The following is a 25,509-nucleotide window of genomic DNA, read 5'->3' on the forward strand; positions in this document are numbered from 1 at the left end:
GATTATGTAGACGGTTCAAAGGCATAAAACAAAAAGGCCCGGCGGATCGATTCCTCCGGGCCTTCCGATTGTCATTATTTCGCCGCCTCAGTCCTCGGCGAGCAGGGTCCTGTCGTTCTCGAAGGTCTTGTGACGCAGCTCGTGGAACTTCTGGATCAGCTTCTCCACGGTGAGCGCCTTCTTCTCTTCCCCCTCGATGTCGAAGATGATCTCGCCGCCGTCCATCATGAGCAGGCGGTTGCCGAATTCGATGGCGTGGCTCATGTTGTGGGTGATCATCATGGCGGTGAGGTTGTAATCGCTGATGAACTTGTTGGTCAGCTCGAGCACTATCTCGGCGTTTTTCGGGTCGAGGGCCGCGGTGTGCTCGTCGAGCAGGATCAGGCTCGGCTTGGAAAGGACCATCATGAGCAGCGTGAGCGCCTGGCGCTGGCCGCCGGAGAACATCACCAGGTTCTCCTTCATGCGGTGCTCAAGCCCCATCCGCAGTTGCACCAACTCCTGCTTGAAGAACTCGCGGGACTTGTTGTTCAGGCTGCGGCGCAGCCACTTCATACCCTTTTTGTGGGTGATGGTCATGTTGTCTTCCAGGCTCATGTTCCCGGCGGTGCCGAGCAGCGGGTTCTGGAAGATCCTGCCGATGTACTTCGCCCTCTTATACTCCGGATCCCTGGTCACGTTCTTGCCGTTGGCCAAGATCTGCCCCTCGGTGGGGGTGTAGGTCCCGGCGATGGTGTTGAACAGGGTCGACTTGCCCGCGCCGTTGGAGCCGATGATGGTTATGAAGTCGCCCTCTTTCACCTTGAGGTTGATGTTGTTCAGGGCCTTGTTTTCGTTGACGGTCCCCTGGCCGAATACGATGGAAACGTTTTTGAGCTCTATCATTTTGCCACCTTGAACGGGACCTTCAGTTTCTTCGCCTGGGTCATGATCAGCAGGATGATGATCAGCACGCCCTTGATGAGGTTCAGGTCGCTCGGGGTCATGTGTATCAGGTATCCGTAGAAGCGCCCGACGTACATCACCGCGTAGAAGCAGACGGAGCCGGCGAGGGCGCAGAAGGTGAGGACGCCGATCCGGTTGCTCTTCATCACGAGGAACTCACCGATCATGACGGAGGCGAGACCGGAGACGATGATCCCCTGCCCGAGGCCTACGTCGGCGAAGCCGAGGTACTGAGCGGCGAAGGCGCCGGAGACCGCGACGAGGCCGTTGGAAAGGCCGACGCCGATGGTCTTCAGGGTCTTCGGGTTCACCCCCTGCGAGATGACCATCTGCTCGTTGTTCCCCATGGCGCCGAGCGTCATGCCGAGGTCGGTTCGGAAGAAGAGGTCGAGGAGCACCTTCACCACCAGGGCGACGATCAGGAAGAAGACGAGCAGGATGTACTCGTCCGGGATCACACCGGTGAACTTCTCGGTCACCTGGGTGAGGATGGTCGGCTGGTTCAGTACGGGGACGTTGGCGCGGTTGCCCAGGATCCGGATGTTGACCGAGTAGAGCATGGTCATGGTGAGGATACCGGCCAAGAGGTTGGGCACCCGGAGGTGGTTGTGGATGAGCGCGGTGATCACGCCCGCCAGCACGCCGCCGGCGAAGGCGATGAGAAGTGCCACCCACCCGTTCATGCCCATGAGGAGGCACTGCACCATGAGTGCCGCGCCTAGGGGAAAGGACCCGTCAACAGTCAGGTCCGGAAAATCAAGAATCCTGAACGAGATGAACACGCCCAGGACCATGATGCCATAGATCAGCCCTTCGACAAAAATACCTTCGATCATAACACCCTTCTCAAAACCTTAGTCAAAACCATTGGCCACGGAGAAAATCTGAGAACTTCTGAGAAAGGCGAAAACCATAGTCTGGTTTAAAACCTTCAGGCTTTCAGGTTCTCTCTGATTTGCTCAGATTTTCTCCGTGGCCAATGGTTTACTGCTTTTAGTTACTTCTTGGTGATCTTGCCGTTCTGACGGACGGTCTTCGCGGCTTTGACGATGTCGGCCGGGACGGTCAGGCCGAGCTTCTTCGCAACGTCGAGGTTGATGAGGAGGTCGACGTCGGAGGCCTTGGTCATGAAGCGGGTGGGCATCTGCTCCGGCTTCTTCCCTTTGAGGATCTCGATGATCATCTTGCCGGTGGCGCGACCCATCTTGTAGTAGTCGAAGCCCCAGGCGGCGAGGACGTCGTAGGTCTCGGAGGAGCTCGGGTCGGCGGACATGACCGGGATCTTCGCCTTGGCGGCGACTTCGGCCACGGCGCTCATGGCGGAGACGACGGTGTTGTCGGTGGAGATGTAGATGGCGTCGACGCGGTTGGCGATGGTCTGAGCGGCCTGCTTAACCTCGGCGGACTTGGTGACGGTGGTCTCGACGAATTCGAGGTGCTTCTCCTTGCAGACCTGCTTCACCATGCCGGCAAGCACCACTGCGTTCTCCTCGGAGCTCGTGTAGATGTGGCCGATGCGCTTGGTCTTCGGCTTGATCTTGAGGAGCATCTCGATCTGCTGCTTCACCGGGGTCATGTCGGAAACGCCGGTTACGTTCTTGCCACCCTTGGTGAGGGAGGGAACGAGGCCCGCTTTGACCGGGTCGGTGACTGCGGAGTAGACGATCGGGATCCCTTTGAGGGTGTTGACGAGCGCCTGGGCGGTCGGGGTGGCGACGCCGACGGCGAGGTTCACCTTCTCGCTCTGGAACTTGTTGGCGATCGATGCCGCGGTGTTGATGTCGCCGTTGGCGTTTTGCACGTCAAAGGTGACCTTCATCTTCGAGGCGTTCAGTTCGTCCTGGATGCCTTTGACAACCGCATCCAGTGCCGGGTGGGAAACGATCTTGGAGATACCGATCGTAACCTGCTTGGCAGGGGCCGCCGCGAAGGCGGTTGCCGCACACATAAGGGACAACGCGAGAACCAACAGAATACTGATCTTCTTGCTCACCAGACACCTCCAGTTACATTGAAATAGATTTCACCTGCGACTGCTTCAGGGGGAAACTGGGACTATGGAGCTGCATCTTTTCCATCTGCGGAAAGATAGTCTTTGTGAAGAGGTCGGACCTTTTTCCGGCCGCCGAGCATACCACTCGGAAAGATCCATCGTCAACGCCATAGTGGCCTAAACACGCCAAGATCGCCGCGAAAATGCGAAAAAATGTCATTGCAGAGCATTGTAGAGACAAAAATTAAATTTATTTACTCAAATAACGCCCTCGTTGTTGACACCGCAAACGCAAAAAGGGTAAAGTACGGCAGCTTGTCGGTTTTGTCATAGGTGCCAGGCATCAAAGCCCGCCCGCATACCTCCTCAGCAGCCGCCAGAACCAGACTCCGATGATCACCGTTTAAAAGATCCCACGCCGGCAGGGCCGTTCTCTGTCCGGCTGGACCAACATAAAGGAGAAGATTCGACGTATGCACCTCTATCCCCCTAACCGCCCCGCCCTTCTGATGATCGCCCTGCTGGCCCTGCCGCTGGCACTGGCGGCATGCAAGGACAACAAGCCGACGGCCACCACGGCTGCGGCGCAGACGGTACCGCAGGCGCAGCCTTCCTCGGCAAAGGCAGCACCGGCTCCGGCACAGGCTCCCGAAGCCCCAGCGGCCGCCGCACAGACGCCGTCTCCCGCCTTCGATGCGCACTCGAGCGCCAAGAAGGGTAAGGGAGCAAAGGGAAAGGCCGCGGCCGCTCCGAAGACGACTTACCGTGCCGGCGAGGATCCGGATTTCGCCGCAGCCAAGGGATGGCCGGTCAAGTATCCGGCGCCGCTTCCCGGCTCGATCCTGCCGCAGAAGAGGATCGTCGCCTACTACGGCAACCCGCTTTCCAAGAGGATGGGTGCGCTCGGGGAATACCAAAAGGACGACATGCTGCAGCGCCTGAAGCGCGAGGTGGCCAAGTGGCAGGCGGCCGATCCGTCCCACCCGGTACAACCGGCGCTGCACCTGATCGCCGTGGTCGCCCAGGGGGACCCGGGCAAGGCGGGGCTTTACCGCATGATCATGCCGGACAAGATCATCAACGACGTCTACGGCTGGGCCAAGTCGATCAACGCCATCATGTTCATCGACATCCAGACCGGGCACGACAACATCCGCAACGTCCTGCCGCGCTTCGAGTGGATTCTCAAGAACCCCGACGTGCACCTGGGCATCGACCCGGAGTTCAACCTGATCAAGAGCGGCAAGAAGCCGGGGACCAAGATCGGCACCTACGACGCGGCGGACGTAAACTACGCCTCGGGTTACCTGAAGGAGCTGGTGAAGAAGTACAACCTCCCCCCGAAGGTGTTCATCGTGCACCGCTTCACCAGAAACGGCGTGACCAACGCGAAGAACATCCAGCTGCGCCCCGAGGTGCAGATCGTGATGAACATGGACGGCTGGGGTGCCCCCTGGCTGAAGCGCGACTCCTACAAGGATTACGTCGTCGCCGAACCGGTCGAGTTCACCGGGTTCAAGCTCTTCTACCACAACGACACCAAGAAGGGTGATGCCCTGCTCACCCCGAAAGAGGTGCTCATGCTGCAGCCGAAACCGCTCTACATCCAGTACCAGTAAGGCGCAAGCAGAAGGGACAGGCTCCGTTAGGTGCCTGTCCCTTTAGCGGAACGCTTCATTCCGCCTTTCCTTCTTACCCAAGCCCCAAGGGGACAGGCACCTGCCGGAGCCAGTCCCCTCCTTCTCTAAGAATCAACACGGTCGCTAATAGTGCCTTCGCATCGTTCCTACGCTCCAGCGTGGGAACGCAAAGCCTGGGACGCTCCGGCGTCTGCCTAAGGGACGCTGGAGCGTCCCGAACGTGCGTTCCCACGGAGGACCGTAGGAACGATCTCGACTTCGCAAAGGGGGGAACGTCACCCCCCGAACAGCATCCCTATTACCAGCTGAATTCCGCCCGTCTATCCTGCACCACACCACCCTCGAAGCTCCTCTCGATGAAGGTCGCCTTTCCCCCGTGATCGACCAGTATAACGGTCGAACAGCGCGTGCCGTACTCCGCACTCCTGATGAAGACCGGCGAGAGAAGCCGCTCGAGGTCGATACCGACGCCGGTGTCGGGAAGCTCTTCGTCGGGAGGATGGCTCTCGTCGGCAAGGAGCGCGAAAAGATCCTCGGGGACGAAGCTTTCTCCGGCGAGGATACGGGCGAGCCCGTCCTTGCCGCAGCGCACCTTCGGCCACGGGGTGTCCAGCAGATGGTTGGAAAGCCCGTGGATGCCCGGCTCGACGCGGATCGTCCGGTCGCTTTTGTTGGAATAACAGAGGAGCTCTTCGCCGTCACCCAAGAGCAGGTTGTAACCGCCGTATGCGACGGTAGAGGCGCGCAGGCGGGCCACGTAGGCTGCGGCCGCGGCATCCTCCTCGAGAAAGCCGCTCACGAGCCTGCCGCGGGAGGGACCGTGACGGTGCAGATCGCTCGGGTCGCGGTAGTTGGTGAGCGCGGCGATGCGTCCGGTTGAGGTGACGCCGAGCCAGGTGCCGCCGTGCACGAGGTCGCGCCCGGCGAAGATGTGCGGTGCGTCGTCCCAGAACTGCGCCGGCGCGGTGGGACGTCTGTAGTATTCGTCACGGTTGGCGGCGATGACGAGCCGGTACCGCGGATGGGCCCGGTAAGCGAATAGCAGCGTGCACATGGGGACTTCCGGTTAAGGGGTGATGATGCGTTGGAGTTCGGCCTGTTGCGTCTCGGTGAGCGCCTCGAACTGCAGCCCCGCTCCCGGCACGCAGCGCCCCTCTCCCCAGCGCTGGGTCCAGCGCACCGATGCGGCGATGGGGGTCGGGTCGGTATCGAGCAGGCGCAGCCAGACCGTCGCACCGACCGCAAGCTCCTCCATGGTGTGGAGAAAGAGGCCGCCCATGCTGAGGTTCACGGCGAAGGAGCGGTGCGTCGCGTCTTCGGGGAAGGAGGGATCGCTACCGTACCAGAGGTTCAGGTGGATCGGCTTGCGGGTGTGCCGGCGCAGCGAACGGGCCGGGAAGAGCCTGCAGCGGCTTTCAATGAAAAAGCGCAGCGCGGCGTCGCTGTCGGGTGAGAAGCTCTGTTCGAGCGGGCTCAGCTTTATCTTCTTTCCGCGCGGGTCCCACTTCACCCGCAACACGGGAAAGAGGTTGATGCTCTCATAGGCGATGACCTTCGCCTCTTTGCTGCAACGCACCAAGGTGAGGATGTCGATCAGGAAACCGTTGTAAGAGCGTTCCTTGGCCATATCGGACATCTGTTCAAAGGAGTGCGCCAGCTCTCCCTGTGCCCCCGCCCTGGCGATGGCATCAAGGTACGCGTTTCCTGCATCGGCGTCATTGGCAACTATGAGTATTCTGGGATCGTGCATCCGACGGTGTTTTCCTTTTAGTAGCAATGAGGAGGCATGCGGTCTTTAAGCCACAATGCGACGCGGTGTCGGAAAAGTTAAAACAGGGATGGGCAAATTGCAACTCTTTCCTCTCATGTTTTTCCTGCTTCTCCCGAAATGTCTAACTGTACCGGTCGCTTCCCCGCGAGGCGCACGGGCATGCAGAAACCAAGACTGGAGAGGTCCTCATGAAACTTGCAGCTGCATTGGCGCGCCGCGTACGGCTCATCGTGCTCACGGCCATGGCGGCGGCCCTGTTGCCTTGCGCAGGCGCCGACGCCGCGGTCGTCTTCAACAACTGGTCGAGCAACGGACCGGCCCCCATCCCCAACAAGGGGACGCTGACCGCCCTCGCGGTGGCCCCCACCACTCCTGCCACGGTTTACGTCGGGGCCGACGGCGGCGGCGTGTACGGCATGAGCGACGGGGGGAGCAGCTGGTCGGCGCTGAACGGAGGTCTCACCAACCGGCGCGTGGCGGCGCTGGCGGTGCACCCGGTGGACCCGAAGGTGATCTTCGCGGCCACGGCACAGGGTATCTTCAAGAGCGCCGACGGCGGCCTCTCCTGGAACGACTCCTCGACCGGCGCGTCCGGGGTGCCGGTGCGCGCCGTCGCAATAGATCCCCTCTCCCCCGCAACCGTTTACGCGGCAACCGGCTCCGGCGTGTACAAGAGCACGACGGGGGGCTCGTCATGGAGCGCCGCGAACTCGGGCCTTGTCAGTCCGGACGTCCGCGCGCTCCTCGTCGATCCGTCGACACCCGGCGTGCTTTACGCGGCGACCGCCGGCGGGGTCTACAAAAGCGCGGACGGCGCCGCCACCTGGAGCGCTGCGAACACCTCGCTAGCCGATACCGACGTCCTCTCCCTCGCCTACGCCGCGACGGTTCCGGCCACGCTCTTCGCCGGGACGGCCACCGGGATGTACCTCTCCACCGACGGCGCGGCGACCTGGGCGCAGGACGGCGCCGCCTCGCTGGGAAGCCAGGCGGTGGTCGGCATCCTCGTCGACAACCCCTCGGCACCGACGGTGCTCTACGCCGGGACCGCGAACGGGATATACCGCCAGAGCTACACCTCGGGTAACTGGGGGAACTGGAGCGCCTTCGCCTCCGGGCTCACCCCGGGTGCGACGGTGCGCGCCCTCGCCAACATCCCGACCAGCCGCACCACGCTCTACGCGGCGACCACCCTGGGCGCCTTCAAAAGCGCCGGTGCGACCTGGTCCTCTCTCTCCTCGGGGCTGCGACAGGGGCGGGCGGTGACCGTGAAGCCGACCGATCCGACCGTCGTGGTGGCGGGGTTCGCCGGTGGAGGGATCTATCGTTCCACCGACAGCGGAAGCAGCTGGAGCGCCACCATCGACGACGCGGCCGGAGGGATGTTCGCCACCGCGCTTCTCTACGACGCGACCGGGACGGCGCTTTACGCCGCTTCGGGCAACGGCGTCTTCAGGTCGACGAACGACGGCGCCGGTTGGACCGACATCGGCGCCACCCTCCCGACGAGCGACGTCCGCGCCCTCGCCCTCGACGCAGGCTCGACGCTCCACGCCGCCACCTCGCTCGGGGTCTTCGTCTGGAACGGCGTGGACACCTGGAGCGCCTACGGAGCCGGGCAGCCGTCCAACAGCGACGTCACCACGCTCACCTTCAAGGGGGGGTACCTCTTTGCCGGCACCAACGGCGGCGGGGTCTTTCGCTCGGACGGGACGAGCTGGACCCAGGTGAACTCCGGGCTCACCAACACCGTGGTGTACGCGGCCGCCTCGGACGGCGCAAGCCTCTATCTCGGGACCGGCGCGGGACTCTTCAAGTCCGGCGACAACGGGACGACCTGGGTGGCGAGCAGCAGCGGCCTCACCAACCTCGTCGTGAAGTCGATCGCCCTCTCCGGCGGGGTCCCGAACTTCATCACCGCCGGGACCGCCGGCGGCGGGGTCTTCTTCTCGACCAACGGCGGCGACCTCTGGACCTCGATGAACACGGGCCTAAGCGACAAGAACGTGAACGCCCTGAGCGCGAACGCGGCGACGAAGAAGGTCTACGCCGCCACCGCGACCGGCAGGGTCTTCAACCTGAACCTGAGTGCGGTCTCCGCGGTCACCCCCGCCGCGCCGCTTCCATCCGCCCCGTACAGCTTCGGCCAGGTGAACATCGGGGACACCAGGCAGGTGAGCTTCTCCCTGCAGAACACGGGAACGCTGCAGCTCAAGATCTCGTCGCTCTCGCTCGCCGGGACCGACGCCGCGCTCTACGGCATCGCCCAGGGGGGGGCGCGCGAGTGCAACCTCGCCCTGCTCCCGAACCTGACCGTTGAAGCGGGAGACTACTGCACCGTCACCGTAGGCTTCCTCCCGGTCACCCCCGGCAACAAGACCGCCTCGCTCACCGTGCACTCCGACGCGGTGAACCAGCCGGTGACCACGTTCCTCGTCGGCACCGGGGGGTACCCCCCCCAGGCGACCATCACCTCCCCGGTGAGCGGCGACACGAGGAAAAGCCCGGTGCTGATCGCGGGGAGCGCCATCGACCGCAACCAAAGCGACGGTTCCGCCGGCACCGGTGCAACCCTCGCCAAGGTGGAGGTCTCCACCGACGGCGGCACCACCTGGCAGAGCGCCACCAAGAGCGCGACCCTCAACTCGTGGACCCAGTGGAGCTACAGCTGGACCGCCTCGCCGCTGCCGCCCAACGGCCCCTACGTGATCAAGGCGCGCGCCACCGACACGAACGGGTTCGTGCAGAGCGCCCTCTCCGGCATCAACCTGACCCTGGACAACACGCCGCCGGTCACCACCATCACGTCCTACCCGCCGCTTCTGGACAACACCGCGTCGGGTTCCTTCGGCTTCACCGTCGACAAGGCGGGCTCCACCTCGGTCTGCCGGATCGACAGCGGCAGCTCCAACGCCTGCAGCTCCCCCTTCTCCTTCGCGGCACTTGCCGACGGCAGCCATACCTTCAGCGTCCTCTCCACCGACACGGTGGGGAACGTGGAGACCGCGGCGAAGACCTACACCTGGACCATAGACACGACCCCGCCCGCCACCACCATCACGACGGTACCGGCGGCCTACACCCAGCTGACCTCGGCGAACTTCGCCTTCTCGGCCAACGAAACGTCGACCTTCGCCTGCAGCCTCGACGGGGTGACCACCTCCTGCACCAGCCCCAAAAGCTACACGGGACTTGCCGACGGCCCCCACCTCTTCACGGTCCAGGGGACCGACCTCGCCGGCAACACCAGCACCGGCGCTCCGACCACGAGGAGCTACGGCTGGATCGTGGACGCGAACAACAAGCCGACCTCCGGCGTGAACGCCCCCCCCGCCCCGCTCTCGGGGATCAGCTACCTGATCACCGGCAGCGCGGCCGACACCGTCTCGGGCGTGAGCGGGGTGAACATCTTCGTGAACGGCGGCGGTGCGAACGCGGCAACCGACACGAGCGCGGCACCGGCCTCTCCCTGGTCGAGCTGGGGGTACCTCTGGACCCTGCCGGTGAACGGCACCTACACGGTGCAGGCCCAGGCGGTGGACAACGCGGGCAACGTGCAGGCCGCGACGGCCGGGAGCAGCTTCATCGTCAGCAACCCGCTTCCCGAGGTCGCCCTCGGGATACCTGCCGACGGCGCGCTCCTGGGGGGCGGCTCCCCGCACCTCATCACCGGCACGGCGCAGGCCGCAACCGGCGGGCTGCCGCTGCAAAAGGTCCAGGTGGCCATCTTCCCGAGCGCGGCACCTCCCGCCACCGTCTCCTGGCAGGATGCCGCCGGCTCCACCGCCTGGAGCTACAACTGGCAGTTCCCGGCGGACGGGAACTACACCATCCAGGCGCGCGCGCTCGACGCGGCCCCGAGCCTTTCCGGCGTCGTCACCGGAAACCCCTCCCAGGTGGTCAGCCGGAGCGTGACCATAGACACCACCCCGCCCACCTCGACCATCACGCCGTTTGCGACTCCCTACCTGACCGGGCAGCAGATCACGGTGAGCGGCACCGCAGACGACCCGGCCCCGGGAACCGGCGTGAAGCAGATCACCATCTCCATCGTGAACGCCCTCGGCCAGTCGGTGAGCGGCACCCCCTTCTACAACAGCGGCAACAAGAGCTGGAGCTACACAAGCGGCACCCTCCCCGACGGCAGCTACACGGTACAGGCCACGGTGACCGACAACGCCGGGAACCAGCAGTCGCCCCCCGCCTCGGTGAACGTGGTGCTCGACAACGTCGCACCGGTCACCACCATAACGGCGAAGCCGTCGCCGCTGTCGAACTTATCCAGCGCGACCTTCAGCTTCGGCGCGAACGAGCCCGCAACCTTCATCTGCACCCTGGACGGGGTCTCCGCCCCCTGCAACTGCAGCGCGTCGACGGCAACCTCCTGCACGGTCAGCTACAGCGCTCTTGCGACGGAGCAGCACACCTTCGCGGTGGCGGCGAAGGACGTCGCAGGCAACGTGGAGAACCCGCCCAAGGCATACTCCTGGACCGTCGACCTGGTCCCCCCCGCGGTGAGCGCCATCACGCCCGCAGACGGCACCGTGCGGCTCTCGGTCGCGACCCGCACGGTGAGCGCCGTCTTCGCCAAGGACGTCGACCCGGCCACGGTGAACGGCAGCACCTTCTACCTGACCCCGGCGGTTCCCGGGACGGTCAGCTACGACCAGGCGACCCGCACCGCCACCATCACCCTCAGCGCCCCGCTCGCCTACGCCACCACCTACACGGCGACCCTGACCGGCGCCATCGCGGACCCGGCAGGGAACCGCCTGCTGCAAAACTACACCTGGAACTTCGCCACCGACCCGGACGGCGACATGAACCTGGACGGCACGGTCGACCTCTCCGACGCCCTGCTCTGCCTGAAGGCGGCGGTCGGCAAGATCACGCCGACGGCGCAGCAGTTGCGCCATGCCGACCTCGCCCCGTTCAGAAACGGCAAGCCGCTCCCCGACGGGAGCCTCGACGCAAGCGACGCGCTGATCATCCTCGCCAGGGTGGTCGGCGCGGTGACCTGGTAACCATCAAACTTTCATAAGGGAACGGACATGCGTACAACTCTCCTACTTGCCAAAATCTTCACCCTCTTCGCCCTGCTCGCCGGATGCGGCGGAGGGGGGAGCACCTCCGGGACAGGCCCCACCGGCCCCGCCCACACCACCGTAACCGGCGTGGTCTCCAAGGGGCCTGTCCAGGGAGAGGTGAAGCTCTACGCCCCGGGGGCGAACGGGGACACGGCGACCAAGGTCTTCCTCGGCAACGCCTTCACCGACAGCACCGGCTACTACGCGGCGAACCTCGGCTCCTACAAGGGGATCGTCATCGTCGAGGCCACCGGTAGCTACAGCGACGAAGCGACCGGCGCGACGCTCACCATCGGCAGCTCGGCACCGCTGCGCGCCGTGGCGGTGATCGCCAACGCGGGCGACACGGTACAGGCGAGCGTCACCCCGCTCACCGAGCTCGCCACCAGGAAGGCCCTGGCCGCCGGAAGCGGCAGCGTCCTCACCGAGTCCGCCATCGCCTCGGCAAACGCCCTGCTCTCGAACCTCTTCCCGTTCGACATCCTCGCCACCCGCCCGGTGGCGCCGACCGTGATCGCGATGAGCGGCGCGACCCAAAAGCAGCGGGACTACACCATAGCGCTCGCCGCCCTCTCCAAGCTCTCGGCGGCCTCCTCGCTCTCGGCCGTCCTCAACAGTTTTGCCGCCGACCTCACCCTGAACGGCCGTCTCTCCGCCGCTACGGTGGCGAGCTTCGAGACGGCGGCCGGCGCCTTTCTCGCCGACGGCACAAACAACCGGACCGGGGTGACCACCATCTCGGCGGGGATCGCGGCGGTCGGGTACTACACCGGCACCCTCTACCTCGCCACGACGGGAACCGCCTCCGCACCGGTCACCTCGATCCAGATGACGCTCAAGCTCCCCGCGGGCGTTACGCTGAAGACCGGAAGCGACGGCGAGGCGCTCGTCTCGCTCTACGGGGTCGCGGGGCAGGCGGCCGCGCCGGGGATCAACTACACCGCACCGGACACCCTGATCCTCGCCATCGTGAGCTCACCCGGCTTCGCCGTGGGAGAGTTCGCCGCCGTCACCTACGTGGCGGAGCCCGGCGTGATCCCGGTCGTCTCCAGCTTCACCGTTCCGTACAGCAGGGTGACCGGCTTCGACGGGACGAACGATTTCGAGCTCCCGCTTTCGGTGGTGCCGCTGCTCCACTAGCGCCACTCCCTCGGGAGAAGGCCCGTTAAAACGCAAAGAGGGGATGCGCCAAGGCGCATCCCCTCTTCTTTTTCATCCGATCCGGTTCCCGGTCAGTACAGGTACTTGAAGCCGAGACTCACCGTGGTCCCGCCGAGGTCCCAGCTCGAGCTTTTCTTCACGTTCTGGGCGTCGGTGAGTTCCAGGTCCGGCTTCACCGAGAACCACTTGAAATCGGCCCCGAGCCGGAAGTTTTCGCTGAGCTTCAGATCCCCCCCCGCCACCAAGTGGTAGCCCAGGGCGCTGCCGTGGCTGCTCTCGTCCACCGGCGCGATGCCGCCGTTCGTGAAGGAGAGCTTCTGGTCGATGAAGGCGAAGTAGTACCCGGCACCGGCACCGGCGAAGAGCTCGAGCTTTTCCAGCTCGAGAATCGCCTTGGCGGTGAGGGTGATCGGGACACCGTACAGGGTCTTCTCGCTGCGGGCCACGGCGTCGGTAACCGTACCCGATGCGCTGTAGACTCCCGTGCCGAGCTCGAGCGCCGCATAGGACTCGGGACGGTAACCGAAGGCTACCTCCGCCGCGTACCCGGTATCGAAACTCTTCAGACTGTTGGCGGTGCCGTGCTCCTTGCCGCTGGGCAGAAACGCCCCCCCCTTGACCGAAAAATAGGCGCTGTCGGCAGCGGCGGTCGATACCGCCAGCAGGGTGATCACCCCCGACAGGGCCATGCGCATTCCAGCACTTCGCATAGTTTCTCCGTTTCTTTTTGAGTTGTACCGATTATCGATTCGAGGTGACCCAGATGAGGGACCTCACGTTGCTGTCCAGCGGCAGGACGTAGTCCTCGGCGGCGATGGCCGTGTTGTCCTTCATCCCCACCAGCTTCACCGTGATGTAAACCCGCCCGTTGGCAATGGCGTAGGTCCCGACGAGGACCGCCTGGGCCTGGTGCGTCAGGGTGATGTCCTTGATCTCGCGGGAGAGGAGCAGCTCCCCCTGTGACTGCTTGACGAAGATGCTGTCGCGCATCTTCAGTTCCACCACCTGGTAGCCGTTCTGGGTAAGGCGGGTGGCGAGCTGCTCGGAAAGCATCCTGCCCAGGCGCGAGCTGTTCAGGTCGTCGATGTTCACCAGCGAGGCGACCACGATCGGCCTTTTCTTGTTGAGCGCCTGCCCCACGGAGGGCGCCTGCAGCATCCGGTCGACGGCCCGGTAATTGGACCGCACGATGGGATCGGAGAAGTCTTCCACGCGCGTCTGGAAAAGGGCACAACCGGCGCAAAGAAGCGCCAAGCAGAAGAGAAAGAGTCTTGTCATCGTCCCACCACCCCCAGTTGCTTGAGCGGTCCCTCGGTCACCTCGGCGAAGAGGTCCACGTCATCGTCCTCGATGTAGTAGATGTCCGTCTTCCTGAAGAGGTACCTGGACTGGTCCATGATGGTCGTGGTGACCACCAGCTCGGTATGCGTGGCCTCCCCCGCGTAGAGCCCGAGGGCGTAGTCGGCAAGCCCGGCGATCCCGATGGTGGCGGGAATGGCCGAGGAAGCGTCCCCCGCGATGTCCCGCACCACCCAGATCCCGGCGGTGAGCGCGGTCAGGGTGCCGGGGACGTGGGTGTAGCGGCTGCTTTCGTGCCGCACCAACTGGGTCTCGTAGCTCACCCCTTTCCCCTTGGCCGCGTCGGAGGTGACCGCGACGCCCCGGTTCACGAGCCGGGTGATGAGGAAGTTTCTGAAGGCGTGGTCGAAGGCGGTCTTAGCCCCGGGCTGGATGTAGAGTTCCTGGTCCTTCAGAGCGCTCCCGGGACGGGAGACGGCGACCTGGGTCTGGCGCGCGATGTCGTCGGCGAGGACATCCCAGTGATGGGCGGCCTTGGCCTTTTTCTGGGTGGTCAGCGGATGGTTGACCGCGACGGGAACCCGCGAGGCGCAGCCTGCCATGAGCACCACGGTTAACAACAACACCACTCGCAACATATCTTAAGACCTCCATGTCAAATTAGGCACCGGACGCGGCTTTAGTGTCAAAATACCGACCGGCTTTGCGGGCCGTCACGCCGCGCCGCTCCACGTGATATCGGCCTGTTACAGACCGCACCGGCGCCGCAGGTTCCATGCCCGGTTTACATCGCTTCATCGTGCAATGTTTCGGCCAAAAGGAAGATGGGTCGATATTTTCACTCTTCGGCGCCGTGCCCCTCTTCTTGAGCCTTTACGGAATGACGGGGTAGAAAAAGCGGTCACGGCAGCCGCCGGGGTGCCGGTGTATAGCGGGGAATGGCAAGGAAAGAATGGAGCGAAACCAGGAGGGGAAAAGCGGCGGCGCTCCGCATCAGGGAGCGCCGCACGGAGGACTATTGCGGTCTTTTCGAGGCGATGGCGGTAATCGTAACGGAAAGGTCTCCGGCGGGGCGCCTGATCAGCACCTCGTCGTCGACCTTCTTGCCGAGCAGCGCCTTACCCACGGGGGAGTCCACGCTGATCTTTCCGAGGCTCACGTCGAACTCGTCCGGTCCCACGAGCTGGTAGCTGCGCTCCTCCCCCTCCTCGTCCTCGTAGGTCACCCAGCAGCCGAAACTGACCAAGGTGGGGTTCAAGGGGGGGTAGACCACCTTCAGCACCTTGAGGCGGTCCCCCAGGTGCCTGAGCTCGCGGTCGATCTCGCGCAGCCTTTTCTTCGAGTAGATGTATTCCGCGTTCTCGGAGCGGTCCCCCTCGGCCGCCGCGTCCGCCATGTTCTTCACCATGCGCGGGCGCTCGGTCTCCCAGAGAAAATCGTAACGCTCCTGAAGTTTCTTGCGCCCTTCGGCGCTGATCATGTTGGTCATCCCGTTCCCTCATCTGACGTCGATTGCAAGGGGCGCATCATAATAGAGTTTGCGCCCCAAGGCAATACGGTAACGGAGGTTTCAGGGATTGTCGAGGTGGCGGTACTTCCGGATCGACTGTTCGTAGGTCTTCTCGATCTGGTTGTCGGAGGGAGCCTTGCTGTAGGCGATGAGGTAGCGGGCCGCGGCCCAGAGTAGGATGAGGAAGAGAAGCGTCCAGCCGCACCGGGAGAGGATCTGGCGCCTGCCGAGCGGGGCATGAGGTGTATCCGGGATTTCGTCCATCTCCCGTTTGTCCGCGACCTTGCGCATATGGGCGATCTGCACGGCGGAGATCTGCTTGAAGATGAGATCGCGGTCGCGCTCGTCCAGAAAGAGGAACTGCATGCCGACGTCGAAGCGCGAGGAGCCGTCGCGCAGGGTCATGGGGGGCTTCACGTGGACCACCTGCCCCACGGCATGCACGAGCCGCGGCGGATCGAGGGGGAGGTGCAGTTCCAGGTTCAAAAGCTGGTCGGGACGCGCCGTCACCGGCATGCGCAGACAGACCCCTCCGCCCCCCAGGTTCAGTTGGGCCCGGAGCAGGTCGCACCAGTTGATGGGCTTCGCCGGCGCAAAACGCGCCATGTGGGCGGCGATGACGAACTCGTCATACCCCTGGAACTTCATCTGTTCCCGTTCCTTGCGCACCTCCCAGTCCCGCTCCACCTCCTTGCGGCTCGACTCGTCGACGACGTCGTAGCGGACCCTGAGCGCCATCTCGGTCCTGAAAAACTGGCGCCGCTCGCGCAGGGTGAAGCTGCCGAAGAGCCGGATCTGCAGTACCCTCGCGCCAACCTTGTCGGTGACGATGCCGTTGCAGGTGTAGCTGTCCTTGCCGCGCCAGACGCAGACGTCGAGGATGAAGCCGATGTCGACCCGCACGTTGGACGGCAGAACATCGCGGGATATCTGCACGAGGAGCATGTCCCCGCCGGACTCGCTGATGACGCCCCAGTCCCGGAACACACCTCCGCCGGAGAGCGGGATGCCGATCTCGATGCGCATGCCGGGCGCGAGCGCGTCGCGGTATTCGGCGTACTCGTCGTTCATGATCATCCTTTTTAATAAGAAAAAAAGCAGACCATCACATTAAACTGCAACTGCGCAAAAATGCAAGGGGACAACAGGCCACACATGACGTATGCAACCCATCGGTAACAGTGGCCGTCTTGACATCGTGGTGGGGTGTGTTATCAACTTAAAGGCTTTTTTTACTAATGAAACGAAGGGAGAACTATGAAAAAGATAACGATGATGGCGGCAGCCCTGGTGGTTGTCATGGCGGCGGCACAGGCGATGGCGGTACCGGCTGGCAAGAGTGTGGAGTGGAACACGGCGATGGGGAAAGTCACCTTCAAGGGCGACGACCATGCCGGCAAGGGGCTCAAGTGCAACGAGTGCCACAGCAAGATCTTCAAGATGAAAAAAGGTGCCGCACAGATGAAGATGGCGGACATCAACGCGGGCAAGTACTGCGGCGAGTGCCACAACGGCAAGAAGGCGTTCAAGCCGGCCGGCAACTGCGCCAAATGTCACAAGAAGTAACCCTTCCCACTCTGCGCGTCCCCGTATTGCGGGGGCGCGCAGCCGCTTTGCCCCCCTCCTAAATAGATCAAAACTAGTGAGCGTGCCCCGGCGCAAAGGGGTGAGGCACATGAACAGCTTTTGTGTTGATCTGCAGCCGCAAAAAACATAAAAAGGGACAGCCAGTTTCGAAGCCGTTTCACCCCCAGGAGAAAAGAGATGAGCGTTGTTACCAAGAGATCGGTCTGCCCCTTCGACTGCCCCGACACCTGCGGCATGCTGGTGCAGGTGGAAAACGGCCGCGCGGTTGCGGTGAAGGGGGACCCGGAACATCCCTTCAGCCGCGGCACACTCTGCCCGAAGATGCGCCACTACGAAAAGACGGTCCACTCGCCCTTGAGGCTCACCACGCCGCTCAAGCGTACAGGCGCGAAGGGAAGCGGCAGCTTCACCCCCATCTCCTGGGAGGAGGCGATCGCGGAGGTGACCGCGCGCTGGCAAAAGATCATCGCGGAGCACGGGGCGGAGGCGATCCTCCCCTACTCCTACGCCGGGACCATGGGGATCGTGCAGAGAAACTCCGGGCACCCCTTCTTCCACCGCATGGGGGCCTCCCGCCTCGACCGCACCATCTGCTCTCCCGCGAAGGGGGAGGGGTGGAAGGCGGTCATGGGGCAGACGGCAACGCCGCCGCCGGAGAGCGCGGGGAAGAGCGACCTCCTCATCCTCTGGGGGATCAACGCGGCGGCTACCAGCATCCACTTCCTGAACCAGGCGGGCGAGATGCGCAAAAACGGGGGCGAGGTCTGGCTCATCGACACCTACGAGACCCCCACCGCCTCGGCCGCCGACCGCACCTTCCTGGTCCGTCCCGGAAGCGACGGGGCGCTCGCCCTCGGCATGATGCACGTAATCGCACGCGACGGGCTCACCGACCTCTCCTTCATCGCGGAGCACGTGCTCGGCTTCGAGGAGCTCACGGCTCAGGTCCTTCCCGATTTCACCCCGGAGCGCGCCGCGGCACTTACCGGGCTCTCCGCGGAGGACATCGTCGCCATGGCGCACCGCTACGCGAAGGCGAAAGCCCCCTTCATAAGGCTCGGGAGCGCCCTTTCACGCTACGGCAACGGCGCCATGACGGTGCGCTGCGTCTGCTGCCTGCCGGCGCTCGTCGGAGCGTACGGCAAGGAGGGGGGAGGATGCTTCCCGGACACCTCCACCGGCGCCGCCTTCCCTATGGAGCTTCTGACCCGCGAGGACCTGATCCCCGGGACGACGCGACTCGTCAACATGAACCGGCTGGGGCACGCCCTGAACGAGCTCGACTCCCCCAGCATCATGGGGCTCTACGTGTACCACTCGAACCCGGCCGCCGTCACGCCGGACCAGAACCAGGTGCTCAAGGGACTCTCCCGCGACGACCTCTTCACCGTAGTGCACGAGCGCTTCATGACCGACACGGCGCGCTACGCGGACATCGTCCTCCCGGCGACCTCGTCGCTCGAGCACAGCGACATCTACCGCTCCTACGGCACCTACTGCATCCAGCGGGCGCAGGCGGCGGTCGACCCGGTGGGGGCGAGCAAGTCGAACTGGGAGGTCTTCTCCCTGCTCGCCCAGGGGATGGGTTTCACCGAGGAGATCTTCACCCTGACGGCGGACGAGATGATCGACCGGCTCCTTGCCGTGCCGAGACCGCTCAGGGAGGGGATCGACGCTGAGGCGCTCGCCCAGGGACGCCCGGTGACCCTCGCCGCGCGGCAGGAGGGGATCCTCACCCCGTCCGGGCGCATCGAGATCCTGAACGAGCGGCTCGAGGAGAAGCTGCCGCGCTACCTGCCGACGCACGAGGAAGCGGGCAGGCTCCCCTTCCGGCTCATGACCGCGCCGACGCCGTACGCGCTGAACGCGAGTTTCTATGAACAGGAGGAGCTGCGCGGGAAGCAGGGGGGGATGCGGCTCAAGATGAACCCGGAAGACGCGGCAGGCAAGGGGCTTTCCGGCGGGGAGCGGGTCGTCGCATGGAACGAGCTCGGGGAGGTCGACTTCACACTCGAGGTGACGCCGAAGGTGCCCTCCGGTGTCGTGGTCGCCGAGGGGGTCTTCTGGCTCGCCTTCGCACCGGGAAGCCGTTCGGTGAACGCCCTCACCTCGCAGCGCCTCACCGACCAGGGGGGGGGGAGCACCTTCTACGACAACCGGGTCGATGTGCGCAGAGGCAATTGACGACTGACGGCGGAAGGGCGAACGTCTCGCGGGGAGGATTGCCGAGCATTTAGTGCAGATTTGCCTCATGCTTTGGCGCGTGCTGCCGATGTAATCAGGAAAAGCGGCACGAAAAAAGCGGGGGGCGTATGGAACCGAACAGCAAGATACTTCTGGAAAGCGGCACCAACGAACTGGAAATAGTCGAATTCAGGATCGACGAGATGGACGCCAAGGGAAACGTCGTTCCCTGCTACTTCGGCGTCAACGTGGCGAAGGTACGCGAGATCATCCGCCTCCCGGAGATCCGCAAGGTGGTGAACGCGAACGCCTCGGTGAGCGGCATGATCAAGCTGCGCGACCAGGTGATCACCCTGATCGACCTGTCCCGCGCGCTCAACAAGAATACCGAGGGGATCCCGGCGGACCGGGTCATCGTCCTCGAGTTCAACCGGATCGTGGTGGGCATCCAGGTCCATTCGGTCTCCCGCATCTATCGCATCTCGTGGGAGAACGTGGAGCCCCCGGTCAAGGCGATCCACGACGCGAACATAACGGGCGTCGTAAAGATGGAGGACCGCATCATCCTGATCCTCGACTTCGAGAAGATCATCGGCGAACTATCCTCGACCATGGCGCTCGCCGCCCCGGGAGAGGATCTGATGCTCGCGCACTCGACCGCGAACCGCGGCGCGAAGACCATCCTGGTCGCCGACGACTCGGCCTTCATCAGGAGAACCATGTGCGGGTCGCTCAGGGAAGCGGGTTACCGGGTGGTGGAAGCGGAAAACGGCGAGGAGGCGTGGGAGCACGTGCAGGCGGTACGCGAGAAATGCAAGGGAACCGGTGAGCCGTTCGCCAACCAGCTGAGCCTCGTCATCACCGATATCGAGATGCCCCGCATGGACGGGCTGCACCTGACGGCGCTGATCCGCAAGGAGGCGGACCTGGAGTACCTGCCGGTGGTCATCTTCTCGTCGCTTGCCAGCGAGGACAACAAGATGAAGTGGCGCAACCTGGGGGCGAGCGACATCCTCACCAAGCCGGACCTGCCGAACCTGGTGCAAAAGGCGGACACCCTTGTCCTTTGAGCCGTCCCCCGAGCTGTCGGTCATCGTGCCGTTTTACAACGAGGAGGGGAACGTGGCTCCCTTCCTCACGGCGCTCTCCCGGCAGCAGGGGGTACGCCTGGAGGTGATCCTTTCGGACGGCGCCTCCAGCGACCGCGGCAGAGATGAGGCGGAGCGGTTATCGGGCAAGCTCCCCTTTCCCGTCAGGGTTATCGAGGGGGAGAAGGGGCGCGCGGGACAGTTGAACCGCGGTGCCCTAACGGCACGGGGGGCGACGCTCCTTTTCCTGCATATCGATTCTTACTTCGAGGACACGCTCGCCCTGCGCAGGGGGCTTGACGCGCTTGCGGCGGCGGGAGCGGCGCGGGCCGCCGGACGCTTCGCCCTAAGTTTCGACTTTGCCGGACCGACCCCGCTCCCCTACCGTTTCTACGGACAAAAAGCGACCCTGGACCGCCCGGGATGTATCCACGGCGACCAGGGTTTTCTTATCGGCCGCGCCTTCTTCGAGGAGGCGGGGCCCTTCGACGCCGTCCTGCCGCTCATGGAAGACACTTTTTTCGCCGAGCGCGTGCGGAGGATGGGGCGCTGGCTCCTCCTGCCGGCCCGCATCAGCACCTCGCCGCGCCGCTTCCTCGCCGAGGGGCTCCTCCCCCGTCAATCGCTGAACGCGGTGCTGATGAACCTCGCCCACACCGGGCATCTGCAGTTGATTCACGACCTGAAAAAAAGTTACCGCAGCCAGGATGCGACGGGGAAGCTCAGGCTCAGACCGTTTCTCGCGCCGCTCGCCGAGGCGATCCGCGCGCTGCCGCGCGAAGAGAGGCGCCGCCTGTGGCGCGAGACCGGCGCCTACGTGAGGGGGAACGCCTGGCAGCTCGCCCTTTTCCTGGACGTCCTGACCGGTGCGCTCGAGGCGGGCAAGGGGGGAAGGTTTCTGCTTCTTTACGACCGCTTCGCGGCGCGGCTCATCGACAACCGCGCCGGGGACCTGGGAGCGGCGCTCCTCACCAGGCTCTGGCTGAGGCTCACCCTCGCAACCCTCCCCTAGCGCATCCCCTCAACGTAACTCTTCAGCTCGTCGCACTGCCACGGCTCGAGTTCTAGCAGTTCCACACCGAACCCCGCCGGCAACCCCTTGTGCACCCGGCTCCCCTCCTCGTTCACCCAGGCCACCCGTCCCTGCACCTCGAACAGGGGGAGCTTCGCCGTTTCCAGGTAGAAGGCGAGGCGCAGCTTCTGGTGCAAAAGCACCGTTTCGCGGCTCGCCACGAAGAGTCCGCCGTCGCCGATGTCGAGGGCGTGGGCGCCGACCGGAGCGCCGTCCAGGAGAAAAAGAAGCGGGATCTGGCAGGGGACCCTCTGCTCGCGTCGCTCGACGCCGGCGGTGTACTTGTGGGCCATATCGAGGAAGAGGCGGCGGTCGACCGGCTTGGTCAGGAAGTCGTCGCAGCCGGCCTGGGCGGCGCGCGCCCGGTCCTGTTCGTTGCCGGCGGTGGTCAGCATGACGACGGGGATGCCGCAGAGGAAGGGATCGGCCTTAAGAAGGGCACAGCAGGAGATGCCGTCCATGACCGGCATGTTGAAGTCCATGAAGACCAGATCGGGCGGGTCTTTCCGGATCAACTCGAGCGCCTCCAGGCCGTTGCCGGCCGTGACGACCTCGACATGGGAACACTTCAGAAAGCTCTTCTCCAGCTCCAGGATCAGCTTCGTATCGTCAACCAGCATGATCTTCGCTTTGGTACTCACGCCTATTCCCTCCCGGTCAGTTCATATCAGTGGGAAGCCGATGCAGCCGGCCACCCGTTCATTAATCAATATCATGGCAGGTTTGTCAAGGTGACAACAGCTATCAGACCACAAGGCGTACCAGCTCGGGAACGGTCCGGATGGTAAGCGGTGTCGGGCAGACGTAATCGCCATCCAGCTGTACAGCCTTCGCCCCGGAGAGTTCGAGCTCTTCCGCGCTGAAAGAGGTGACGTTCCGGCTGTAGACGGCCGTGCCGTTTAAAAGCCCCAGGGCGAGCCCCAAATAGGCGAGACGCCCCCCGCTGATGCAGAGCACCTGGAAGCCCGGGGTGAAGAGGTCCGCTTCGGGGGCCAGGACGAAGTCCCCGCCGTACTTCGCGGCGTTGCAGACGATGACGCCGTGGCAGGTGACGCTTTTCCCTCCCCCGGTGACGGTGAGCTGCGACGCGTCCCAGTCCCTCAAGTTGCGCAGCGCCGAGAGGAGGTAGGCCCCCTTGCCGATGGCGCGCTTCTCGGAGAGGCGCACGTCGCGCACCACGGCGCCGTCGAAACCGGCGCCCGCCATGAGCACGAAGCGCCTCTTTTCGCCGTCGCGCTCCACCTCTCCCACGGAAACGGGGCGCGACTCGCCGCGGGCCAGGCGACCGAGCGCTTCGTCGATGGAGGAGATGTCGAGTTCGCGCGCGAGCACGTTAGAGGTGCCAAGGGGAATCACGCCCAGGGTCGCCGCCCCGGGGACGAGCCCGTTCAGGACGCCGTTGATGGTGCCGTCCCCCCCCGCCACCACGATGAGCGGATCACTCTCCTCGACGCAGATGCGGGAGGCGAAGAGGGCCGGGTCGGCGGCGCTTTGCGTCGGCATGAGCGTGGGCTCGAGCCCGCGCTCCTTGAGGCCTGCCATGATCAGGTCGACCTTTTGCTGCGAAAAGGTCCCCGAGGTGGGGTTTACGATGAGGAAACAGCGTCCGGACAAGAAGCACCTCCACGAAAAAGGGGCCGCAACAGCGCCCCCCGGAAGGTAGCAAAAACACCATCTGATTACAAGGGGTTTGCAGGGGCTTCCCGTCAGGGATGCTCCGGCTCTTTCACCTGCTCGGGAAGTCTCGCCGGCTCGTCCTTTTCCCTTTCGGGCTGCTGGAACTTGCGCATGTTCTCGAGCATGGTCTTAAGCCTCTTCTGCACCAGGAAGTTGACGCTCCCCTCGGGGTAGCTGCCGTCCTCGGCCGGCCTTCCGGCGGGAACGCCGGTGAGGATCTCGATCCCCTCCTCCACCTCGGAGACGCTCCAGACGTGGAACATCCCGTCGGAGACCGCCTGCACCACCTCGTCGCTCAGCATCAGGTTCTGCTCGTTGATCTTCGGGATGATGACCCCCTGCTCGCCGGTCAGCCCCTTCGCCTTGCAGACGTTGAAGAACCCCTCGATCTTGTAGTTCACCCCGCCTATGGGCTGGATCTGCCCGTGCTGGTTGACGCTCCCGGTGACCGCGATCCCCTGCTTGACCGCTAGCCCCGAGAAGGCGGAGAGGAGGCCGTAGAGCTCGGCCGAGGAGGCGCTGTCCCCCTCGATCCCCTCGTAGGACTGCTCGAAGCAGATATGCGCCGAGAAGGAGAGCGGCTGTTCCTGCCCGAACTTCCCGGCCAGGTAGCCGGTAAGGATCAGCACCCCCTTGTCGTGGATCGGGCCGGAGAGCTTCACCTCGCGCTCGATGTTCACCATGCCTGCGCGTCCCTGGGAGACGCGTATGGTGAGGCGCGAGGGACGCCCGAAGGTGTAGTCACCCATGGTGATCACGGAGAGTCCGTTCACCTGCCCGACGACGCTCCCCTTGGTGTCGCACAGGATCACCCCCTGGGCTAGGAGCTCCTGGATGCGCTCCTCGATGCGGTTCGAGCGGTAGGTGCTCTCCTGGATCGCCCGCTTCACCCAGCTGCGGTCCACGACCTGCGCGCCGTCGCGCTTGGCCCAATAGCTCGACTCCCGGATCAGGTCGGAGAGCTCCATGAAGTGGGAGGAAAGCCGCGTCTGGTCCTCGACCATGCGCGAGGCGTGCTCCAGGAGGGCAGCGACGCCGGTCGGGTCGAATGGGAGCAGCCCCTCCGTGCAGCAGTGGGCGGCGACGAAGAGGGCGTAGTCCTGCATGACGTCCGGGGTGCGGCTGATGTGGCTGTCGAAATCGGCCTTCACCTTGAAGAACTTCCGGTAGTCCGGCTCTAGGTAGAAGAGAAGGTAGTAGATCCAGAGCGACCCGATCATGATGATCTTCGCGTCCAACGGGATCGGCTCGGGTTTCAGGGACACCACGGTCATGAAGCGGTACTGCTCGAGGACGTCCTCGATCTTTATCTCCATGTTCCTGATGCAGCGTTTGAGCGACTCCCAGGCGAAGGGGTTGATGAGCACCTCGCGCGCGTCGAGGACGAGGTAGCCGCCGTTGGCGCGGTGCAGGGCGCCGGGCTTTATGAGTGTGAAGTTGGTGGTCGCCACCCCCCCCATCTGCATGACGTTCTCGATGCGCCCGAAGAGGTTGTTGTAGGTCGGGTTCGACTCGAAGACCACGGGGGCGCCGATGTCCGGGTTGTTCTCGACGAGGACGTTCACCTCGTAGCGCTCGAAGGTCGGCTCCTGTTTCGGGAGCTTGAGACCGGGAATCTGCGGCGGCGCCGCCTGGGGCTTGAAGTCCTCCAGGTTCAAAAGGAGGTCCTCCTGCACGCTCTCCAGGTACTCCTGGACCTTGGCGAACCCCTGGTACTTCTCCTTGAGCGGGTTCAGGTGGTGCCCGACCGCGGCGAGCCCGAGTTCGCGGTCCAGAAGCGCCAGGGCGTCGCGCAGCGCCTTCTCGTTCTCGCGCACCTGGCGCAGGGCGTCGTTCAGCTTCTCGGTGAGCTCGCGCCCCACGGTGTCGAGCTTCTCCCGCTCGTCCTTCTCGAGCGCCTCGTACTCCTCCTGGGTGAAGTTACGCCCCTCCTTCTGCGGCACGATGACGAGCCCGGAGACGGTGCGCTGCAGGGCGAAGCCGCGCTCACCCGCCTCGGACTCGAGTTCGGAGAAGATCTCGCCGTTTCTCTCCTGGAACTGCTCGATGATGCCGACCCGGTTGGTCTCGTACTCCTTGCTTTCGAGCGCGGTCGGGACGTTGGCGCGCATGTAGTCGAGGAGTTCGCGCATGTCGGCGGCGAAGCCACGTCCCATGCCCGCCGGCAGGGCGAGGGCTATGGGCGCGTCCGGGGTGTGGAAGTTGTTGACGTAGCACCAGTCGCTCGGGGGGCAGGTGTCCTTGACGAACTTCTTCAGCATCTGCCGGATCGTGGAGGTCCGCCCCGTGCCCGGCTCGCCGGCGAGGAAGATGTTGAAGCCGCTGTTGGGCATGCCCAGACCGAACTCGATGGCGGCAATGGCGCGGTCCTGGCTGATGTTGCGTTCGATGTTCGCGATTTCTTCTGTGGTCTTGAAATTGAAAAGGGCGGGGTCACATACCCAGCGGAGCTTCTCTACGGGGACTCTGTTAGCGGTTTCGGACATGTGAGCCTC

Annotated in this window: 20 protein-coding genes; 7 read left to right on the forward strand and 13 right to left on the reverse strand. The window is 64.2% G+C overall.

All coding sequences use genetic code 11. The annotated features are described in order from the left end of the window. Nucleotides 1-87: 87 nt before the first annotated feature. From D6Z24_RS13605 to D6Z24_RS13615, 3 genes are all read right to left on the reverse strand, one after another. Nucleotides 88-885, reverse strand: coding sequence for an ABC transporter ATP-binding protein (locus D6Z24_RS13605; protein WP_129127148.1), 798 nt, complete (start codon nucleotides 883-885; stop codon nucleotides 88-90). Next, nucleotides 882-1,781, reverse strand: a complete 900-nt coding sequence (locus D6Z24_RS13610; protein WP_129127149.1) for an ABC transporter permease — start codon at nucleotides 1,779-1,781, stop codon at nucleotides 882-884. The genes D6Z24_RS13605 and D6Z24_RS13610 overlap by 4 nt, the downstream gene beginning before the upstream one ends. Before the next feature lie 161 nt (nucleotides 1,782-1,942). Continuing rightward, the gene (locus D6Z24_RS13615) at nucleotides 1,943-2,938 is read right to left on the reverse strand and encodes an ABC transporter substrate-binding protein (RefSeq protein WP_162605142.1); all 996 of its coding nucleotides are present in this window, start codon (nucleotides 2,936-2,938) and stop codon (nucleotides 1,943-1,945) included. A 473-nt stretch (nucleotides 2,939-3,411) separates the two neighbouring features. Between D6Z24_RS13615 and D6Z24_RS13620 the strand changes: the two genes are divergently transcribed. Continuing rightward, nucleotides 3,412-4,557, forward strand: coding sequence for a hypothetical protein (locus tag D6Z24_RS13620; protein ID WP_129127150.1), 1,146 nt, complete (start codon nucleotides 3,412-3,414; stop codon nucleotides 4,555-4,557). 319 nt (nucleotides 4,558-4,876) lie between these two features. Here D6Z24_RS13620 and D6Z24_RS13625 read toward each other — a convergent pair whose 3' ends face one another. After that, complete coding sequence (locus D6Z24_RS13625) at nucleotides 4,877-5,632, reverse strand: NRDE family protein (protein WP_129127151.1); 756 nt, start codon at nucleotides 5,630-5,632, stop codon at nucleotides 4,877-4,879. 12 nt (nucleotides 5,633-5,644) lie between these two features. Beyond that, nucleotides 5,645-6,328 carry a PilZ domain-containing protein gene (locus tag D6Z24_RS13630; protein WP_129127152.1) on the reverse strand — a complete coding sequence of 228 codons (684 nt, stop codon included), beginning with the start codon at nucleotides 6,326-6,328 and terminating at the stop codon, nucleotides 5,645-5,647. A 209-nt stretch (nucleotides 6,329-6,537) separates the two neighbouring features. Between D6Z24_RS13630 and D6Z24_RS13635 the strand changes: the two genes are divergently transcribed. Both D6Z24_RS13635 and D6Z24_RS13640 read left to right on the forward strand, forming a co-directional pair. Continuing rightward, complete coding sequence (locus D6Z24_RS13635) at nucleotides 6,538-11,373, forward strand: Ig-like domain-containing protein (RefSeq protein WP_129127153.1); 4,836 nt, start codon at nucleotides 6,538-6,540, stop codon at nucleotides 11,371-11,373. Nucleotides 11,374-11,400: 27 nt separating this feature from the next. Continuing rightward, nucleotides 11,401-12,576, forward strand: a complete 1,176-nt coding sequence (locus D6Z24_RS13640) for a hypothetical protein (RefSeq protein ID WP_129127154.1) — start codon at nucleotides 11,401-11,403, stop codon at nucleotides 12,574-12,576. Nucleotides 12,577-12,668: 92 nt separating this feature from the next. Here D6Z24_RS13640 and D6Z24_RS13645 read toward each other — a convergent pair whose 3' ends face one another. The 5 genes from D6Z24_RS13645 to D6Z24_RS13665 form a co-directional block, all read right to left on the reverse strand. Further along, nucleotides 12,669-13,307 carry an outer membrane beta-barrel protein gene (locus tag D6Z24_RS13645; protein WP_129127155.1) on the reverse strand — a complete coding sequence of 213 codons (639 nt, stop codon included), beginning with the start codon at nucleotides 13,305-13,307 and terminating at the stop codon, nucleotides 12,669-12,671. A 31-nt stretch (nucleotides 13,308-13,338) separates the two neighbouring features. After that, a complete protein-coding gene (locus tag D6Z24_RS13650) occupies nucleotides 13,339-13,875 on the reverse strand; it encodes a FlgO family outer membrane protein (RefSeq protein WP_129127156.1) in 537 nt (178 codons plus the stop codon). Further along, a complete protein-coding gene (locus D6Z24_RS13655; protein WP_129127157.1) occupies nucleotides 13,872-14,534 on the reverse strand; it encodes a hypothetical protein in 663 nt (220 codons plus the stop codon). The genes D6Z24_RS13650 and D6Z24_RS13655 overlap by 4 nt, the downstream gene beginning before the upstream one ends. A 377-nt stretch (nucleotides 14,535-14,911) precedes the next feature. Next, complete coding sequence (locus tag D6Z24_RS13660; RefSeq protein ID WP_129127158.1) at nucleotides 14,912-15,385, reverse strand: GreA/GreB family elongation factor; 474 nt, start codon at nucleotides 15,383-15,385, stop codon at nucleotides 14,912-14,914. A gap of 81 nt (nucleotides 15,386-15,466) precedes the next feature. Beyond that, the gene (locus D6Z24_RS13665; protein ID WP_129127159.1) at nucleotides 15,467-16,477 is read right to left on the reverse strand and encodes a PilZ-like domain-containing protein; all 1,011 of its coding nucleotides are present in this window, start codon (nucleotides 16,475-16,477) and stop codon (nucleotides 15,467-15,469) included. Nucleotides 16,478-16,663: 186 nt separating this feature from the next. Between D6Z24_RS13665 and D6Z24_RS13670 the strand changes: the two genes are divergently transcribed. The 4 genes from D6Z24_RS13670 to D6Z24_RS13685 all read left to right on the forward strand — a co-directional run bounded on the left by D6Z24_RS13670 (nucleotide 16,664) and on the right by D6Z24_RS13685 (nucleotide 21,277). After that, nucleotides 16,664-16,972: a cytochrome c3 family protein gene (locus D6Z24_RS13670; RefSeq protein ID WP_129127160.1), complete on the forward strand. Its 309-nt coding sequence runs from the start codon at nucleotides 16,664-16,666 to the stop codon at nucleotides 16,970-16,972. Nucleotides 16,973-17,170: 198 nt separating this feature from the next. Further along, nucleotides 17,171-19,177 carry a molybdopterin oxidoreductase family protein gene (locus D6Z24_RS13675; RefSeq protein ID WP_129127161.1) on the forward strand — a complete coding sequence of 669 codons (2,007 nt, stop codon included), beginning with the start codon at nucleotides 17,171-17,173 and terminating at the stop codon, nucleotides 19,175-19,177. 128 nt (nucleotides 19,178-19,305) lie between these two features. Continuing rightward, entirely contained in the window at nucleotides 19,306-20,247 is a 942-nt protein-coding gene (locus D6Z24_RS13680) for a chemotaxis protein CheV (protein WP_129127162.1), read from the forward strand. Next, nucleotides 20,237-21,277 carry a glycosyltransferase gene (locus tag D6Z24_RS13685; protein WP_129127163.1) on the forward strand — a complete coding sequence of 347 codons (1,041 nt, stop codon included), beginning with the start codon at nucleotides 20,237-20,239 and terminating at the stop codon, nucleotides 21,275-21,277. Before D6Z24_RS13680 ends, D6Z24_RS13685 begins: the two co-directional genes overlap by 11 nt. Here the strand turns inward: D6Z24_RS13685 and D6Z24_RS13690 are convergent. The 3 genes from D6Z24_RS13690 to D6Z24_RS13700 all read right to left on the reverse strand — a co-directional run bounded on the left by D6Z24_RS13690 (nucleotide 21,274) and on the right by D6Z24_RS13700 (nucleotide 25,500). Beyond that, a complete protein-coding gene (locus D6Z24_RS13690) occupies nucleotides 21,274-21,978 on the reverse strand; it encodes a response regulator (RefSeq protein WP_246014670.1) in 705 nt (234 codons plus the stop codon). The two genes, D6Z24_RS13685 and D6Z24_RS13690, sit on opposite strands and share 4 nt — an antisense overlap. 103 nt (nucleotides 21,979-22,081) lie before the next feature. Continuing rightward, complete coding sequence (locus tag D6Z24_RS13695; RefSeq protein ID WP_129127164.1) at nucleotides 22,082-22,951, reverse strand: diacylglycerol/lipid kinase family protein; 870 nt, start codon at nucleotides 22,949-22,951, stop codon at nucleotides 22,082-22,084. Nucleotides 22,952-23,043: 92 nt separating this feature from the next. Then, entirely contained in the window at nucleotides 23,044-25,500 is a 2,457-nt protein-coding gene (locus D6Z24_RS13700) for a Lon protease family protein (RefSeq protein ID WP_129127165.1), read from the reverse strand. Nucleotides 25,501-25,509 lie beyond the last annotated feature (9 nt).

Source organism: Geomonas oryzae, from assembly GCF_004117875.1.
GTDB lineage: Bacteria > Desulfobacterota > Desulfuromonadia > Geobacterales > Geobacteraceae > Geomonas > Geomonas oryzae.

Excerpts from the sequence above, each read along its gene's own strand:
- D6Z24_RS13645 (WP_129127155.1), bottom strand. The coding sequence starts at position 13,307 with ATGCGAAGTGCTGGAATGCGCATGGCCCTGTCGGGGGTGATCACCCTG.
- D6Z24_RS13635 (WP_129127153.1), top strand. The coding sequence starts at position 6,538 with ATGAAACTTGCAGCTGCATTGGCGCGCCGCGTACGGCTCATCGTGCTC.
- D6Z24_RS13630 (WP_129127152.1), bottom strand. The coding sequence starts at position 6,328 with ATGCACGATCCCAGAATACTCATAGTTGCCAATGACGCCGATGCAGGA.
- D6Z24_RS13665 (WP_129127159.1), bottom strand. The coding sequence starts at position 16,477 with ATGAACGACGAGTACGCCGAATACCGCGACGCGCTCGCGCCCGGCATG.
- D6Z24_RS13655 (WP_129127157.1), bottom strand. The coding sequence starts at position 14,534 with ATGTTGCGAGTGGTGTTGTTGTTAACCGTGGTGCTCATGGCAGGCTGC.
- D6Z24_RS13620 (WP_129127150.1), top strand. The coding sequence starts at position 3,412 with ATGCACCTCTATCCCCCTAACCGCCCCGCCCTTCTGATGATCGCCCTG.
- D6Z24_RS13625 (WP_129127151.1), bottom strand. The coding sequence starts at position 5,632 with ATGTGCACGCTGCTATTCGCTTACCGGGCCCATCCGCGGTACCGGCTC.
- D6Z24_RS13680 (WP_129127162.1), top strand. The coding sequence starts at position 19,306 with ATGGAACCGAACAGCAAGATACTTCTGGAAAGCGGCACCAACGAACTG.
- D6Z24_RS13675 (WP_129127161.1), top strand. The coding sequence starts at position 17,171 with ATGAGCGTTGTTACCAAGAGATCGGTCTGCCCCTTCGACTGCCCCGAC.
- D6Z24_RS13610 (WP_129127149.1), bottom strand. The coding sequence starts at position 1,781 with ATGATCGAAGGTATTTTTGTCGAAGGGCTGATCTATGGCATCATGGTC.
- D6Z24_RS13700 (WP_129127165.1), bottom strand. The coding sequence starts at position 25,500 with ATGTCCGAAACCGCTAACAGAGTCCCCGTAGAGAAGCTCCGCTGGGTA.
- D6Z24_RS13640 (WP_129127154.1), top strand. The coding sequence starts at position 11,401 with ATGCGTACAACTCTCCTACTTGCCAAAATCTTCACCCTCTTCGCCCTG.
- D6Z24_RS13650 (WP_129127156.1), bottom strand. The coding sequence starts at position 13,875 with ATGACAAGACTCTTTCTCTTCTGCTTGGCGCTTCTTTGCGCCGGTTGT.
- D6Z24_RS13605 (WP_129127148.1), bottom strand. The coding sequence starts at position 885 with ATGATAGAGCTCAAAAACGTTTCCATCGTATTCGGCCAGGGGACCGTC.
- D6Z24_RS13660 (WP_129127158.1), bottom strand. The coding sequence starts at position 15,385 with ATGACCAACATGATCAGCGCCGAAGGGCGCAAGAAACTTCAGGAGCGT.
- D6Z24_RS13670 (WP_129127160.1), top strand. The coding sequence starts at position 16,664 with ATGAAAAAGATAACGATGATGGCGGCAGCCCTGGTGGTTGTCATGGCG.